At 69.6% G+C, this 15806-nt stretch carries 12 protein-coding genes and 1 pseudogene; 11 read left to right on the top strand and 2 right to left on the bottom strand.

Going from position 1 to position 15806, the window contains the following annotated elements:
- Window positions 1-2 precede the first annotated feature (2 nt).
- The 3 genes from QF034_RS41330 (at window position 3) to QF034_RS41320 (ending at window position 1027) form a co-directional block, all read left to right on the top strand.
- Window positions 3-155, top strand: a complete 153-nt coding sequence (locus QF034_RS41330) for a helicase associated domain-containing protein (RefSeq protein WP_307179757.1) — start codon at window positions 3-5, stop codon at window positions 153-155.
- A gap of 198 nt (window positions 156-353) precedes the next feature.
- Window positions 354-491: a hypothetical protein gene (locus QF034_RS41325; RefSeq protein ID WP_307172932.1), complete on the top strand. Its 138-nt coding sequence runs from the start codon at window positions 354-356 to the stop codon at window positions 489-491.
- 389 nt (window positions 492-880) lie between these two features.
- Entirely contained in the window at window positions 881-1027 is a 147-nt protein-coding gene (locus tag QF034_RS41320; protein ID WP_307172933.1) for a UvrD-helicase domain-containing protein, read from the top strand.
- A 61-nt stretch (window positions 1028-1088) separates the two neighbouring features.
- Here the strand turns inward: QF034_RS41320 and QF034_RS41315 are convergent, their stop codons facing one another.
- Window positions 1089-1394, bottom strand: a complete 306-nt coding sequence (locus QF034_RS41315) for an ArsR/SmtB family transcription factor (RefSeq protein ID WP_307172934.1) — start codon at window positions 1392-1394, stop codon at window positions 1089-1091.
- A gap of 57 nt (window positions 1395-1451) precedes the next feature.
- Between QF034_RS41315 and QF034_RS41310 the strand changes: the two genes are divergently transcribed.
- The 4 genes and pseudogenes from QF034_RS41310 to QF034_RS41295 all read left to right on the top strand — a co-directional run bounded on the left by QF034_RS41310 (window position 1452) and on the right by QF034_RS41295 (window position 6723).
- The gene (locus tag QF034_RS41310; protein WP_307172935.1) at window positions 1452-1808 is read left to right on the top strand and encodes a putative quinol monooxygenase; all 357 of its coding nucleotides are present in this window, start codon (window positions 1452-1454) and stop codon (window positions 1806-1808) included.
- Between the two features lie 134 nt (window positions 1809-1942).
- Window positions 1943-2257 carry a hypothetical protein gene (locus QF034_RS41305; protein ID WP_307172936.1) on the top strand — a complete coding sequence of 105 codons (315 nt, stop codon included), beginning with the start codon at window positions 1943-1945 and terminating at the stop codon, window positions 2255-2257.
- Between the two features lie 301 nt (window positions 2258-2558).
- Window positions 2559-4969, top strand: a pseudogene (locus QF034_RS41300) (helicase associated domain-containing protein).
- Window positions 4970-5346: 377 nt separating this feature from the next.
- Complete coding sequence (locus QF034_RS41295) at window positions 5347-6723, top strand: pyridoxal phosphate-dependent decarboxylase family protein (RefSeq protein WP_307172937.1); 1377 nt, start codon at window positions 5347-5349, stop codon at window positions 6721-6723.
- A 1602-nt stretch (window positions 6724-8325) separates the two neighbouring features.
- Here the strand turns inward: QF034_RS41295 and QF034_RS41290 are convergent.
- Window positions 8326-9747, bottom strand: coding sequence for a serine/threonine protein kinase (locus QF034_RS41290; RefSeq protein ID WP_307172938.1), 1422 nt, complete (start codon window positions 9745-9747; stop codon window positions 8326-8328).
- Window positions 9748-9914: 167 nt separating this feature from the next.
- Here QF034_RS41290 and QF034_RS41285 point away from each other — a divergent pair, with 167 nt between their 5' ends.
- The 4 genes from QF034_RS41285 to QF034_RS41270 all read left to right on the top strand — a co-directional run bounded on the left by QF034_RS41285 (window position 9915) and on the right by QF034_RS41270 (window position 15752).
- Window positions 9915-10133, top strand: a complete 219-nt coding sequence (locus QF034_RS41285) for a hypothetical protein (protein WP_307172939.1) — start codon at window positions 9915-9917, stop codon at window positions 10131-10133.
- A gap of 719 nt (window positions 10134-10852) precedes the next feature.
- Window positions 10853-11155 (top strand): hypothetical protein, encoded by a 303-nt coding sequence (locus tag QF034_RS41280; protein WP_307179756.1) that lies wholly within the window; start codon window positions 10853-10855, stop codon window positions 11153-11155.
- Window positions 11156-11971: 816 nt separating this feature from the next.
- Window positions 11972-12172 (top strand): hypothetical protein, encoded by a 201-nt coding sequence (locus QF034_RS41275; RefSeq protein ID WP_307179755.1) that lies wholly within the window; start codon window positions 11972-11974, stop codon window positions 12170-12172.
- A gap of 616 nt (window positions 12173-12788) precedes the next feature.
- Window positions 12789-15752 carry an ATP-binding protein gene (locus tag QF034_RS41270; protein ID WP_307179754.1) on the top strand — a complete coding sequence of 988 codons (2964 nt, stop codon included), beginning with the start codon at window positions 12789-12791 and terminating at the stop codon, window positions 15750-15752.
- Window positions 15753-15806: the final 54 nt, after the last annotated feature.

Here is a 15806-nt window from a genome sequence, read left to right as displayed (position 1 = left end):
CAGTGCCGCGCGGTCACGTCGAAGCCGTCGTCATCAACGGCCAGGAACACCAGCACAAGCTCGGCGTCTGGATCTCCAACACTCGCGCGAGGCGAGACAAGCTCACTGCGGAGCAGCGCGCCGCACTCGCCGAACTCGGAGTCGAATGGGCCTGATGGCGAACGAGGAAGCGTGCCGACCAGACGTTGTTCGCGTCCGGCGTGTACCCGGACAGGGTGATGGTGGCCGGGAGGGCGGTCTGCCCGGCCGCGGAACGGCAGAACCGGTAGGCGCCAGCGGCGAGGTTGGCGTTGCCCGGGGTGAATGTCGCGCCCAGGGTGCTGCCGCACGCGAACGTCGGCGAGGTGGTGCCGTTGAAGAGGAACGCCACGTACAGCTTTCCCGCCGTAGCCGGGACGGACCCGGTGAGGTTCATGGCCTTGTTGCTGGCGGAGTTCCATGTCGTCGACATGTCCGCGGTGACGCCCACCCGGTTGCCCGCGGTGTCGTAGACCCCGGCGAGGCACTGGCCGGAAGTGAGGCCGCTGCCGGCGGTGCCGATGACGGCGTGCAGTTTCGTAAGCGTGGCCGGGTGCCGCAGGACGATCTGCATGAGGTAGATGAATCCGGCGCTGAGGGTGGTGTCAGTGGTGGTGCAGGACGCGGGATCGAAGGTCCACCCAGCGAGGCCCCGGTTTGCGGGCGTCCATTCGTTGCCGGGGGCGGCCGGGGTCTGCCAGGTGCCGGGCGTGCCCGCGGCGGTGCACAGCCACCAGGCGCCGGTGGAGTCCTGCACGGTGTGCCCAGCGTCCCACGCCGAGGCCGCAGCCGGGCTGCTGACCCCGCTGCGTTCGCGGTTCGCAGAGGTCATCGTCGATGAGGCCCAGCTCCACCGCCGACCTTGCAAATCCTCCAGCTGCTGCACGACGCCGGCCTGCTGCTGGTCCTCGTTGGTGACCCGGACCAGGCCATCTACGCCTGGCGCGGCGCCGAACCCCAGGCCCTGAAAGGCCTCGCGGCCCGTCTGTCCCCGCCGCTCATCGCCTGACGGGCAACTGGCGCAGCTCGCCCGTCATCTGCCGCCCAGTGCCCGGGATCGGTCGCCCAGGTCACGACTTGGTTTTACCTTCGCTCGATTGGCTGAGTTCGGCCACGAGCAGCTGCAGCAGTCCGGGACAACTCTCCTCGATGTCCGTCCTGAGCAGCCTCAGTGTGCTTCCGTTGCCGTGATCACGCTGCACTACCAGGCCCGCCTCCCGCAGAACTCGGAAGTGGTGAGTGCGTGTGGCCTTCTTCACCGGTAGGTCGAACGACCCGCAGGCGCGCTCTTGATCCTCGGGGTCGGTCGCGAGTTCGGCGATCACCTTCCGCCGGGAGTCGTCCGCGAGCGCGGCGAACACTTTGCTCAGGTCCACGATCCTCCTTCAGGTACGACTTGCATCGTACCTCGGTGCACGGCTAGCCTCCCAGGTATGAACATCGTCATACCTGATGAGGGGAACGGCCCCATCGGCCTCTATGGATTCGCCCGCCCCCGCCCGGAACGTGCCGAGGAGCTAGAACGTCTGCTGCTTTCCTTCGTCGAGCCGACTCGTGCCGAGCCGGGCGCCTGGCAGTACCAGGTGCATCGCGATGCCTCCGATCCCACCACGCTGGTCTTCTACGAGCTGTGGCGTTCCGGGGACGATCTACGCAATCACCTTGCCCAGCCCGACCTTGTCCAGTTTCAGAAGACTCGCATGGACTACCTGCGCGAGGACCTGGAGATCCACTGGTTGACTCCTCTCACCGCGAAGACTTTGACCCAATCCTCATGGCAGGATGCGTAGCTTGGTCTCTTCCTGGATACGCAGGCCGCCAATGCCGTGACCGTGATTGCTCGCCGAGTCGAAGGCCCGGACGTGGACCTTCGCCGCCCTCAAACCGGTGAACCCCGCGGGTCACGGCACTAGCGGATGAGCGGTTGCAGGAGAACCTGGAAGCGGCCCGCGCGTACTACGAAGTGCACTGGACGCTGTGCGCACCCCGCTCCGCGGGCGTTGGACCGGCCGGTGGGGCAGTGGCTTCGAACCTGCGCCGTCCCGGCGCCCTGGACGGACAGCCCGAATGGGAGACGGCGCTCAAGGAGATCGACCCGGACTGGAACCCGGCGTGGCCGGCCGACTGGCAGCGGCACTACGCCGCCCTACGCGAGCTCGTACGCGACGAAGACGGCCAGGCCGCCCAAGCCAACGTCCAGCCCGGCGTCACCATCCACGGCATGGACATCGGGAAGTGAGGACGGCGACAAGACGCTCATGACGCGGGTCACCCGCAAACGAAGGCACACACCGAGCGTAGCCAGACCCTCACTCCCCCACTCCAGAATCAACCAACTCACGCCCACACAGGCGACATCCGCCCCACCCGGGAAACGACAGCGCCCTTCACCAACCCGACGACACCACCAACACCAACTGCCCACCACCCCCGGACCCCGCAAGTGGTGAAAACAGATGACGCCCGCACAGTGAAAAAACACTGACGCCCATCACCTTTCTGACTACGCGCCACATTCCGCGAAAAGGAGAACACCGGAAATGGCCGTGAAACTGCGTGACCACCAAATCGAGGCAGTTGACGCCATCGTGCGCGGATTCGACATTCCGCCCGGCGGTATTCCCTTCAACGGCCTCCGCGGACAGGTACACGCCGCATGCGGAACGGGAAAGACCATCATTGCTGCCGCGTCGGCAAAACGGCTTGTGCCCAATGGGCGCATTCTCGTGCTGGTGCCGACGCTGGACCTGCTGGCGCAGACGGTGAAGGCGTGGCACGACGCCGGACACAAGGGGCCGGCCGTGGCCGTCTGCTCGCTCCAGGACGACCCCGAGCTGTGGAGCATGAAGGTGCGCTCCACCACGAACCCCGTACAGCCGGCGCTGTGGCACGGGCAGGGGCCGGTCACCATCTACGCCACCCACGCCTCCCTGGGTGTGCTGGCGGAGGCTTTCGAGGGTGCCTACGGCCAGAAGCTTTCCCCGGTGGACCTTGCGTGCGTGGACGAGGCTCACCGTACTTCCGGATCGCTCGGAAAGGCGTGGGCGGACATCCACGACCAGACCGTCATCCCGGCCCACCGGCGGCTGTACCTGACGGCCACGCCGCGGATCTGGGAGGAAGGCTGAGTCGGGAGGTCGCGGAGGGGGTGCGCGACCCGCTGCCGAGGGAGAGGGCGGCGAGCATGGATGACGAAAAGATCTTCGGGCCCGTGCTCTACAAGCTCTCGCTCGCGTCTGCCGTGTCGCGCGGGTTGCTTGCGCGGTACCAGATCATCGTCCTGGAGCTCCAGGACCCGGTCCTCACCCCCGAGCGGCTCTATGGCGAGGAGCGGTACAGCGAGGAAGTGCGCGGGCAGCGGCTCGGGGCGCTCAGGCCGCGCTGCTGCACACGATGGCGCAGCATGGGCTTCAGACGTGCATCACCTTCCACCACCGGACGATAGAGGCACAGGCGTACGCGGAGGGCCTGGAGCGGGTCGCCGCCAAACTGCACGCGGACCAGCCGGAGAAGTACCCGAAGCGGATCTGGGTCGACTGGCTGTGCGGCGAGCACGCCCCCGAGCACCGGCGGGAGGTACTCGGCTCGTTCGGGACCGCCGCACAACGGGCCGTGCTCTCCAACTGCCGTGTGCTGGGCGAGGGTGTGGACATCCGGGCCGTGGACTCCGTCGCCCTGCTGGACCCGAAAGGCGCCCCCCACGACATCGTCCAGGCCATCGGCCGCGCCCTGCGGCAAAAGCCCGGACAAGGCAAGCTCGCTTCTCTGATCGTGCCCGTATTTCTCCAGCCCGAAGAACGACCCGAGGACATGTTCACCTCGGGATCGTATCGCCCTTTGGTGAAGGTACTTGAGGGATTGCGAGCTCACGATGAAGAGGCCGTGGAATTGCTCGCGATCCCCCAGGAAGCGCAAAAGGACGTCGCGCAGCCGTCCACGTTCATCGGTCCGCCGCCCGAGGAAGGACAGGAAGAATCCCGCCTGTTGCTCCGGTTCGCCGCCCCCAGGGACCCGGTGATGGTCGCGAACTGGGTGAACTTCAACGTGATCGACACCCGAACGGCAGGACTGGGCCCGCGGCTGGGCGGCGCTCAAGCGGTTCGTTGACCGTGAGGGGCACGCCCGGGTGCCGTACGGCCACAAGGAACCCCCCGGCCCCTACCCCCTTGGACAGTGGGTCGCAGAACAGCGAAGGACCTACGGGGCCGGACAGATGACCGGCCAGCGCGCGGCGCGGCTGGAGAAACTCGGCATGGTCTGGTCACTCGCGGACGAGCGGTTCCAGGAGAACCTGGAAGCCGCCCGCGCGTACTACGAGCAGCACTGGACACTGTGCGCACCCCGCTCCGCGACGATGCTGGACCGGCCCGTAGGGCAATGGCTGTCCAACCTCCGCCGACCCGGCGCCCTCGACGACCACCCCGAATGGAAGACCGCCCTCAAGGAGATCGACCCGGACTGGAACCCGGCATGGCCGGCCAACTGGCAACGCCACTACGCCGCGCTGCGCGAGCTGCTGCGCGACGAGGACCAGGCCGACGTCCTGCCCGGCGTCACCATCCACGGCATGGACATCGGGAAGTGGCTGGCCCGACAACGCCAGCACACCATCTGGACGGGCCTGACGGACGGACAGCGCGAACTCCTGGAGCAGATCGGCATCACGCCGCTGCCACCGGAGCAGGAGACGCCCGCCGAGGCCCGCAAGGGCGGCTCTGGGGCCTTCGAACGGGGTATTGCGGCCCTCGCGCAGTACAAAGCCCGCACCGGCTCCGTAGGGCCCATCAGCCGCTCACACACCGAGGTTCTACCGGACGGCACAGAGGTACGGCTAGGTGTGTGGATCATGAACCAGAAGGGACGCCGCGCCAAACTCACCCCCGACAAACTCCAACAGCTAGCCGACCTCGGACTGGAGTGGGCGGCGGCATACCGCCGCATGGAAGGCTGAGCGGGGTCCGTGCCAGACACAGTAGCTGGCACGGACCCTCAGTGCGGTACGCGGCCGTAGGCCGCCCGGGTAAGCGTGTGTCCCGTCGTGGCCGATGCCCATCCCTGAGCGTCGTCCGTTGACCGGCGACACTGGCAACGCGCAGAGGGTCGAAGGCCTGTTCCCCCGTACAGGCTCGACCGCGCCCTTCTCCGGTGACCAGCCGGTGACCAGCGGCCCCCGGGGAAACGCAGGACCCCGGGGGCCGCTGGGGCCTGTTTACGAGCGCCTTTAACTTTTTCCACGCCCCCGCCGCCGGGGCTGAGGGATCGGAAGGCAGTCCAATCTCCCCCCATTGGCCGTTCCCGGCCGCTCGGACGGGCGGTTACGGTCCGGCCATGGACGAGCTGACCAGGATCTTTCATCACGCCGCCGAGCACGCCGCCGCCTACCGCCGCTCGCTGCCCGAGCGACCGGTGGCGCGGCCCGTCGACTACGCAGCCCTGCGCGCCGCGTTCTCCCGCCCCTTGAACCGCTCGCCCGCCGACCCGCTCACGGTGGTCGACGAGTTGGTGGCCGCCGCCGAGACGGGGCTCGTCGCCACCGCGGGGCCGCGGTTCTTCGGGTTCGTCGTCGGCGGGGCGCTGCCCGCGGCCACCGCCGCGGAGATCCTCGCCGCCGGGTGGGACCAGAACGCCTTCAACGCCGCGCTCTCGCCCGCCGCCCTCGCCGCGGAGGAGGCGGCAGGCGGCTGGCTGAAGGACCTCCTCGGCATCCCCGACACGGCCTCCACCGGGTTCGTCACCGGCGGGCAGGCGGCCAACACCGCAGGGCTCGCGGCAGCCCGGCAGCACCTGCTCACCGAGGCCGGCTGGGACGTTGGGCACAAGGGGCTGGGCGGCGCCCCGCGCCTGCGGGTGGTCGCGGGCGAGGAGCGCCACGCCACCATCGACCGCTCGCTGCGGCTGCTCGGCCTGGGCACCGACTGCCTGGAGACGGTCCGCACCGATGGACGCGGTGCCCTCGACACCGACGACCTGCGGCGCGTGCTGGCGTCCGACCCGGGAACGCCGGCGATCGTCTGTACGCAGGCGGGCAACGTGAACACCGGCGCCTGCGACGACCTGCGTACCGCCTGCGATCTCACCCACGCCCACGGCGGCTGGGTGCACGTCGACGGCGCCTTCGGCCTGTGGGCGGCCGCGAGCCCGGCGACCCGCCCTCTCCTCGACGGCGTCGAGCTGGCCGACTCCTGGGCCTGCGACGGCCACAAGTGGCTGAACGTGCCCTACGACTGCGGCTACGCCTTCTGCTCCCGCCCCGCCGTCCACGCCGACGCTCTGTCGTACACCGCCTCCTACCTCACCCCCGCCGACGGCCCGGTGGCCGGCGGCGCCGACTACACCGCCGAGTCCTCCCGCCGCGCACGCGGCTTCGCCACCTGGGCGGCGCTGCGCGAACTCGGCCGTGACGGCGTCGCCGAACTCGTGGACCGCTGCTGCTTGCTCGCCCGCCGCTTCGCGGCCGGCCTGAGGGCGGCGGGCTTCGAGGTGGTCAACGACGTGACGCTCAACCAAGTCCTCGTCAGCTTCGGCGACGACGCCCGCACCGACCACGTCGTGCAGGCGGTGCAGAATGACGGCACCTGCTGGATGGGCGCCACCACCTGGCGCGGCCGGCGGCTGATGCGCATCTCGGTGTCCGGCCACAACACGGCACAGGCCGACGTCGACCAGTCGATCGCGGCGATCGTGCGGCTGGCGCGGGCGTCGTAACCCTGGCGGCACTCACCCCGTCCACTTCCTCGACCCCCAGGCGTCGACCGAGCTCCCGACCTGCCTTCCACGAAGTGGCCCGCATCGCCGGCTGCTCCCCCTCCTACCTCAGCCGCATCCTCACATGACGAGTGCCGGCCTCTCCTTGGCATCTGCGGACAGGCCCACACACACCGCACCCAGCTCTCCAGGAACGCATACGGCGTGTCCTGGTGCCGGTGCGTGGCGACCGATCCCACGAACAGAGGGATCAGCCATGCGCACATGATGTTTTCCCGCGCCGTTGAGATGTCCTGTTAGGCGTTGGCGTGGCGGCGCCAGGCCGTCTTTCGCGGAGGGGCATGGTGCCCGGGCTCATCCGAACGGGCAGCCTGCTGACGCCACAGCCACAGCGACGTCATGGACAGCAAAGTGGTGAAGACCATCAGGAACACCACCGCTATCCACATCTGCCGGCTTCCAAGGTCGTCCCATCCCGCCGATGCAGCCGAAGCAGCCCACAAGGCGGCGCCCCCGGCGTAAAAGGTGCGGATCCTGCGCAGCTGCCGCAGGGCTCGTACGGATTCAGCGTGATCAGTTTCCGGTGTCATGGCGACGCAGGTACCCCGATACGCGCCCTCCAGCAACAGCACTACAGAGTTGAGCACCAGGCCGAGCGATGGGTGCGCGGACGGCGTGGGCCGGTCCTTGATCGCGGTTTCTGTTTGCGCTGCATGTGGCGCGTCGGCTCAGCTTTCAGTGCAGCGGGCCCTGGACTTCGCGGAGAATCCGGCGACGCGGCTGTGTACTCTGCGCGGTTGCTCCGACCGACGCCTGAGACCTTGATGCTGAAGAGGGGGACGTACCACGGGTCCGCGTCCAGCGGGCGGGCCGGGCCGAGGCGGCGGTCCACCGTCCGCGGCCGGCCAAGGCCACCACCGCCACGGCGGCCGCCACCACCGCTGCCCCGACACCGCGTGCGTGAACTGAACACCGCACCCACGCACCGATAGAACAATGACGCGCCCGGCCTCCCCGGCCGGGCGCGTCTCGTCTACTCGGACCGGCCCTGGCGCTGGCGAGCCGGTGAGACTCCTTGCCAGGTCCTCGTACCTCGGGTGGAGGGGCACGCAGACGGCAGTCTCCGCTGTGCCGAAGATGCATCGGGGCGTGTGTGGAGCGCCGGGCAGGCCTTGCACCTGCATTTCCCCGCAGGAAGCGGGACGTCTTTCCTTAGACGACCAACGCGGGAGTGCAGCCGCCGCAGCGACCACCTCTCGAGATCAACGTAGGGCAGTTGCGTCGGCAGTGCACTGTGGGGCTGTCCGGACGGGGGCCTCGCTGCCCTGCCACCGCGACATCTCATGACCGCTTGCCGGGTCAGCTGCGAAGCGCCGCCCGAGCCAGCCGCCGGTCTTCGACGCGGGCGGCGCCTCCGGCTTCTCTTGGCGCTCGCGCAGCGTCTTGTTCGGCCTGGCACGCCGCCTCGATGTCCCGGGTCTTGCACGCGTCGCACGCACATGCCCGTTGAAGGCGCTGGGTCGATGAACCGCGGTCGGCCGCCCGGCTTCCCCGCCGAGCCCGCCATGCTGGTACGACCGCCATCTCGGCGCTTCCTGCTCCTCACTTGGCCTGTGCTGCCTTCTTGCCCATCTGGTTCTTCCGCGCTTGACCCGGCGGTCCGGTCGGAGCCTTTGCCCTGCCCCTCCCTGCTGCGATGGGCGTTGCCTGCTCAGAAGTGTGGGGCGTCGAGGCGGGGTGGGTGGCGGGCCGTGTGCGTGTTGGGAGTGGCTCGCTCAGCGGCTGAGCGGGCGCGGAGGGGCCGTGCGAGGGCGGGGCGGCCGATGCGGAGAGCGCGTCATCGTTGTGAGCCGGGGTGTCCGAAGGGGTGGAAGGGGCGGCCTGATCAGGGGCGGATGGGGCCGCTTCTGGCCCTGCCTTGTCTGCGGCGTCGGGATGTGAGAGGCCGTCGGTGACGATCAGGCCTGCGGCGACGAGCGCGGTGAGTGCAGCTGCCGCCCCACGCGTTCGGAGGCGGCCGCGGACGGTCCGGGACCGACACCCTTCCTCATGGAGATCTGTTGAGGCGCTCGAGCTCCAGGGCGCTTTCGCGGCGGGGGACGAGCTTTGGTGTGTGGTGTCGGCGTGGTCCTCGGCTGCGGGCGGTGTGACGCTGAGCGCGGGCCGGGCACCGGGCGCGGCAGGGTTTGCCGTGCTCGTTCCGGCGAGACGGGTCAGGGCTTGAGCGCAGTGGCGCGCCATGGGGCGATCTTGTTCTTCCAGAGTGGTCATGTCCCGCAGGAGGGTGGCAAAACCGCCGGGCAGGAAATCCGGGAGGGCGGGCCGGCGGTGCAGGCGCGCTATGGCGGACTCGAGGGGGCCGCCGTCGTACTCGAGTCGACCGGTGAGGCTCTCGAGGAGGACCAGGCCGAGGGCATAGATGTCTGCGGGCCGGCCGACGGAGCGGCCCAAGACCTGTTCAGGAGAGAGATAGGCCGCCGTGCCGGTCAGGGTGCCTGTGGCGGTGCGGGTAGTCGCGTCCAGCAGCCGGGAGATGCCGAAGTCCGTCAGATGGGGATAGCCGGAGGAGTCCAGGATGATGTTGGACGGTTTGACATCCCGGTGGACGATCCCCGCCTCGTGGGCGTGAGCCAGGGCATCGGCCAATGCCGCGCCGAGCGCTGCAGCAGCCTCGCACGACAGGGGAGCCTCGGCGATGCGAGATTTCAGGGTGGGCCCGTCGATCAGCTGCATGACCAGGAAGGCATCGCCGTCATGGTGTCCGGCGTCGAAGGCGGTCACCAGCCCCGGATGCTGCAAGCGGGCCAGGATCACAGCCTCGCTGCGGAAAGCATCCTCCGTGTCGAAGCCGGTACCGGCGCGGAACACCTTCACAGCAACCGGCCGCCGCAGCCGCAGGTCGAATCCGCGGTGTACGTCAGCGGCGCCACCCGAACCGATCAGCGCATCCAGACGGTAGCGGCCCGCCAGAACTCGGGTGCAGCCTTGGAAGGCCCGGGCGCCCCGCACCTCGCGCAATCCCACTTTCGATCTCCCCACTCCGCGCACTCGCACCGCTCGGACGCCCCTCGTCGACGGGCCGCCGAACGCAGGTACCCGTCCATCCGTCGCTTGCACAACAATGGGTGGTGGCCCGCCTGACCGACCGTCGGGCCGGACGGCGAGCACCGGGTGGGACCGCACCCGACCGCATGGCCATCTACGACCGGCGAGCCCACAGCGGACTGCGCACTCTCGGCATCACCCTCAGCCACGCACCCAGCCGCTACAGCCGCTACAGCCGCTACATCGAAACGATCGACCAGCTCCTGGCCGCCGCCCCAACCCCCATCCGCAACCGGACCCCACGCGACATGGACACCGCCCTCTACTGGCTCAACCACCCCACCGACACCACAACGAGCGCATAGAAACACTCAACGAACCTGATCAGCACGCAATGAAACTGACCGCAGCTGACCAACACTCATCCCACCTGACAAAGCACCAGCTCAGCACGCAGCCCAAGCCCCCGTTCCCTCCATCACCGAGCCGCAGCACCGGGGCCTGGAGCGCTACCACCACCAGACACCAAACTGATCAGCCCAGGCCCACCCCATGACCCACTGATCAGAAAAACCGCTCCTGGACACCAGCAGCTCGCCGCCCTGGGACTCGACTGGGCGGAGGCGTAGCCGCATGGGAGGCTGCCGCGCGAGGGGCCGTGCCGGACACAGCCGGCACGGGTGCTCAGCACGTATCGGAAGCGGGAGGATCGCGGCGACGCAATGCACGGCTTCGGATGCCGTGTTCGAATCAACCGAACACTTCCTTCCAGATTTGGAAGGCCAGGCTTCTGCCCGCTGTTTCAGCGGTTCTGGGTCTTCATCCAGCGAACGAGAGCCTTGTAGACGGTGGGGGCATCGGGGCGGGCGAACGCCTCAACGAGAGTGCGGTTGAGCTCCCGACGAGGGATGCGGCTGCGCTTCAGGGCGTCGGCTAAGGGCTGTCCCGCAATTGCTGTGGCAGGAGCGGTCCGCGCGGTGGCTGAACTCTCGCACGTTTTGCATGCCCGGGGCTGCGGGGAGAGCCTGGAAATGGCGAGGCTGCCGCCCGGCAGCCACGGCTCGCAGCAGTAACGGGAGGTCTCATGGCTGTCCTGGTGGAGGTCGAGTTTTCGGGAGTGACAGCGCAGCAGTACGACACTGTGGATCAGCGTGTGGGCGCGCGAGCGGAGCAGCCTCCTGAAGGGCTGCTGTTCCACACGGCGATCATCACGGACACAGGTTTGCGGGTCGTTGACCTGTGGGAGTCGACCGAGGCGTGTGAAGCGTTCATCGCGAACCGGCTCCGGCCCGTCATCAGGGAGGTGGGCTACCCCGAGCCGTCGTCCGGGCCGAAGTTCTCGGATGTGCACTATCACTTCGAGCGGCGGCAGCCGGTCGGCGCCTGAGGTTCCTCAAGCGACAGGCTCCAGGGCACGGCCCCGCCGCACCCTTCTGACGTGTTGGAGCGCACGCTGACCGAGCCCAGCGCGTTCCTGAACGCCGGCCCCGCCCTCGGAGGGGGCATTCGAGGTCCCACCGCCACTATCCCGCCGACTCCCGACAGCGGCGACCGCCTGGCCGACCTCCATGCGGAGCACGGGGGCCATCAAGGACGCGCGGCCGCGCGAAAGGCCGGCGGCATGACCCGGCGTCCCAGCTTCACGCGCCCGAGTTACACCTGGCGTGCCGAATCGATCACCTGAAGTGCATGTGGGGCGGGTTGGGGCGGCGAAGCATTCCCAACGGCTCGAAGAGATGGGAACTCCACTACGCATCTCGCTGCCCGCGGCAAAGCCGTAAAGCGCAAGCTCAGAGGCTGTTTGACGTCCGGGAAGTCGTCGTTCGCCGTCCGCGCGATTGTGGTCGCTCCGCGCGCCTTCCGTAGGCTTCTCTCAGACCAGCGGCATCGGCGCCAAATTGAGTCTCCTACGAGGAGGGTTGGAGCCGAACCGCGCCAACGGGCTGCTGGTCGCCGCGTAGTCCGACGGTTCCCGATCCAAGGAGGCGCAAAGACCGGCGGCCCCCTGCGCCAACAGGGGGCCGACCGCGTAGTCCGACGGTTCCCGCAGCCGATCTCTGCTTCTCGAAAAGCCTTGACCGTTAGGAGCAAAAACCATCAGCGCTACCGAGCCTACGGGCCCAGACGCACACGAGTCGAGTTACCTATGTCCGAAACACGAACTTAAGTCCCAACTCGCGCTCACCCTCTTCTGGGCGGCCCGATGACGACTCTGCCGTTCATCGTCGCCCTCATTCTGGGCGGGGCCGGCGTCTATGCCGCCTACCGAAACCCGAACCTCGGGGCTGCGCTTCTGGTCGGCGTCGCGATCCTCACCGGGCTCTACGTTGTTCTGGAGAAGGATCCGACCGTATTTCCCGGCAGATGCACCACCATCTCCCATGACACCTGCCCGGGCGCCTGATGAGGGGCTACCGGCCCAGCAGGTTGCCCTGCCCACAGCGCCGACAGGCGATCCCTCCGTCGGCACCGCAGCCCCGTAAGAGCCCCGAGGGGCCCGGAGCGGGCCCCTCGCACGGGCAGGATCATCCGCCGGTCGCAACTGTCGTCCTTCTCCCGGCCCCCCGGAGGTGTCGCGCATCCCGTACGCCGTCCGTTGCGCGAACGGCCGCAAGCGCGGGGGAAGACGGCGCCACCGCCGACTGGACGCTGCAGGTCGAGGAGCTACCCCCGCCGGCGCGGGGACGACTCCCGGGGGTGGATCCGGTGGTGGGCAGCGAAGAGCTACCCCCGCGGGCGCGGGGACGACCTATCTCGTCCGCCCGCGCCGCCGCCAGCTCCGCCAGCACCTCTGGCAGCACCGGATCGTCGATCGCGGCGACGGGGAAGACTGAGAACTTCCGGACGTCCTTCAGAACGAGCACCACATAGCCGGCGGCCCGGCTCCCCGATGCGCGACAGCCCCACCCGTGTGAGCCTGATGGGGACAAGGGAGCAGCATCTGGCAGCGTGCAGCGGCACGAGGGCGAGATGGTGGCCGGAGGGTGGGCTCGCAGCCTGGAAACCGGGAGAAAGCCACCGTGGAGCCGTCTGACCACGAGCAAGACACTGATGTGGGTCCTCGTCCTGCGCGGCCTGGCGAAGCGGGTGGCGCAGGCGTCGAGAGCCGGCTGCTTGAGCGTGAGGACGAGCTGCGGCGCATCGGCGCGGCGATCGCAGGGGCGAGGGCCGGCAGGGGCACGGTACTGGTACTGGAGGGGGCGGCGGGGGTCGGCAAGACGCGGCTGCTGCGGGCGGCGACGGAGCTTGCGGCGGAGAGCGACATGGCCGTGGTCAGCGCACGCAGCGGGCAGCTGGAGACCGAGTTCGCCTTCGGCGTCGCCAGGCAGCTGTTCGAGACGGTGTTGACCGCCGCGGAGGCCGGGGAGCGTGAGGTGTTGCTCGAGGGAGCTGCCGCTCCCGCCGCGTGGCTGCTCGGCGGCGGCCGCGCCGATCGTCTCGGTGAACCGGTCGGCGGCGGCGATCGCAGCTTCGCCGCGCTGCATGGGCTCTATGGGCTGACCGCGAAGCTGGCGGCGCGCGCCCCGCTGCTGATGGTGGTCGACGACGCGCACTGGGCCGACGTGCCGTCGCTGCGGTTCCTGGGCTATCTGGCTCGGCGCGTGCACGGCCTGCCCGTGCTGCTGATGGTCGCGGTACGCCCGGAGGACCCCGGCGCCCACGGCCTGCTGCTCACGGAGCTGGTCGCGGGCCCGGAGGTCGACGTCGTCCGGCCGGGACCGTTCACGCTCGACGCGGTACAAACCCTGCTGCAGGACGCATTCGCGGCAGCGCCCCTCGACCCGAGGTTCGTCCGTGGTTGCCGGACGACTACGGGCGGCAACCCGTTCCTGCTCACGCAGCTGATCGCCGCCCTGCATGCCCGGGGCGCGCAGCCGACCTCGGCGGCAGTCGAGCAGGTCGGCGAGATGGGCCTGGAGACAGTGTCGCGGTGGATCAACCTGCGTCTGGCGGGCCTGCCGCCGTCGGCTACGGCGTTGGCCGCAGCCGTGGCGGTGTTGGGCGACGGAGCCGATGTCGTGCAGGCTGCCCGACTGGCAGGGCTCGATCCGGGAAGCTGCGACGACGCCGTCGACGGCCTTGTCTCGATGAGTATCCTGCGCGGCGCCGATGGCCTGGCATTCGTGCACCCGCTCGTGCGCTGGGCGATCTATGCGCGGCTTCCCCCGCGCCGCCGGGCGCGAGGGCACCGGGACGCAGCCCGGCTGCTGTGGCACGAGGGGTCCGCGGTCGAGCGCGTGGCGTCGCACCTGCTGGCAGCTGCGCCGACCGGCGATGCGGAGGTCGTCGAGATCCTGCTCGACGCCGCCCGCTCGGCGACCCGCAAGGGCGCGCCCGACCTCGCGGTGCGCTACCTCAAGCGGGCACTCGCGGAGCCTGCACACGATATGTCCAGGCCCGAGCTGCTGCGCGAGCTCGGTGCCGCCGAGCAGAGCGCCGGCCAGTTCACAGCGGCCGCGGAAGACCTGCGGGCCGCACTGGAGTGCACCGACAACATCGCGGCGAAGATCGAGATCGGGTTTCGCCTGCGCACCGCGCTGGTCTGGTCGGACCGCGCGCACGAGGTCGCGCCCGCTCTGGACGGTCTCATTGCCGACGCCACTGAGCGGGACTCCGAGGGCGCACTGCTCCTGGAGGCGGCCGTGGCCGGGGCCCTGCAGGTGGACCTCTCGACACCGCGCGGCCTGCGCGACCGCGTCCGCCAGGTCGTAGCGCCTGCCTTTGCCGGCGAACCCGTCCCTCCCCACATCTCCAGTCTGGCGGCCGTCGAGGCGCTCTTCGCCAACGAGCCGGCCGCACGGGTTCTCCGCCTGGCCGAAGAGGCGGCCCGCGGCCGGTATCAGGTGCCCGCGTTCGCACGTGCACCGATGAGCGCCCAGATTTTCGTGGCGCTGATCTTCGCCGAGGGCCACTCGCTCGCCCGGCGGTTGCTCGACGACGAGGTGGAGGATGCCCGCCGGCACGGGTCGGCCGCACAGTTCCTGAATGCAGCCGTGCTCCGTTCGATGCTCTTCCACCGCTTGGGCATGCTGGCCGAGGCCGATGCCGATGCCCGAGCCGCGCTGGAGGCGGCGCACCTCCATCCGGGGACCGGGCCGACCGGCAGCGGGCCGCCGGCTCACTCCCTGCATGCTCCGATCGCGGTCGCCGTGCTGGTGGACACCCTGATCGAACGGGGGAAAATCGGGGACGCCGAGCGACTGCTGACCGAGACCGGGCTGGCCGACGCCGACAGTCCCTTGCTGCTCTTTTCCTTCCTGATCGGCACGCGCGCCCGGCTGCGGGCCACCCAGGGACGCACGGCGGAGGCGATCGATCAGCTGCTGGCCCTGGGCTCCCGGTTGGAGGGCGCGGTCGTGACCCCAGGAATCGTGCCCTGGCGGTCGCAGGCGGCGCTTGCGCTGGCAGCCGCAGATGCTGGTGCGGCACATCGGCTGGCGTGTGAGGAGCTCGAGCTTGCCCGGGTGTTCGGCGCGCCGCGAACGCTCGGGGTGGCGCTGCGCGCGGCCGCGCTGACGGCCAGTCCGAACGAGCGGGTGGACCTGCTGCGGGAAGCGGTGGCGGTGCTCGAGGACCCCCCGGCGCGCTTGGAGCACGCGCGCTCGCTCGTCGAGCTGGGCGCCGTTTTGCGCCGCGAAGGCCGGCGCGCCGAGGCGCGGACCGCGCTGGAGCGCGGCATGGACGGCGCCTGGTCCTGCGGGGCGACGGCGCTGGCGCAGCGGGCGCGCGAGGAGCTCCACGCCATCGGTGCGCGGCCCCGACGGCAGGCGCTCAGCGGGGTCGACGCGCTCACGGGCGCCGAGCGTCGCGTTGCCGACCTCGCCGACCAGAGCCTGACCAACCGGCAGATCGCGGAAGCGCTCGCCATCAGCCTGCCCACCGTGGAGACCCACCTGCGCCACGTCTTCCAAAAGCTCGGCATCCGCTCGCGCCGGCAGCTCGCCGAGCACCTCGGCGGATCACACAAGCCCGCGGCCCCGTAGACCAAATCCTCAGGGCCCCGGCCCGAGAAATTCAGGGTTGGTCCATCGACGCGA

Source organism: Streptomyces africanus (assembly GCF_030816955.1).
Lineage (GTDB): Bacteria > Actinomycetota > Actinomycetes > Streptomycetales > Streptomycetaceae > Streptomyces > Streptomyces africanus.
Note: the sequence above shows the minus strand (reverse complement) of the source record. Positions and strands in the feature narration are given on the sequence as shown.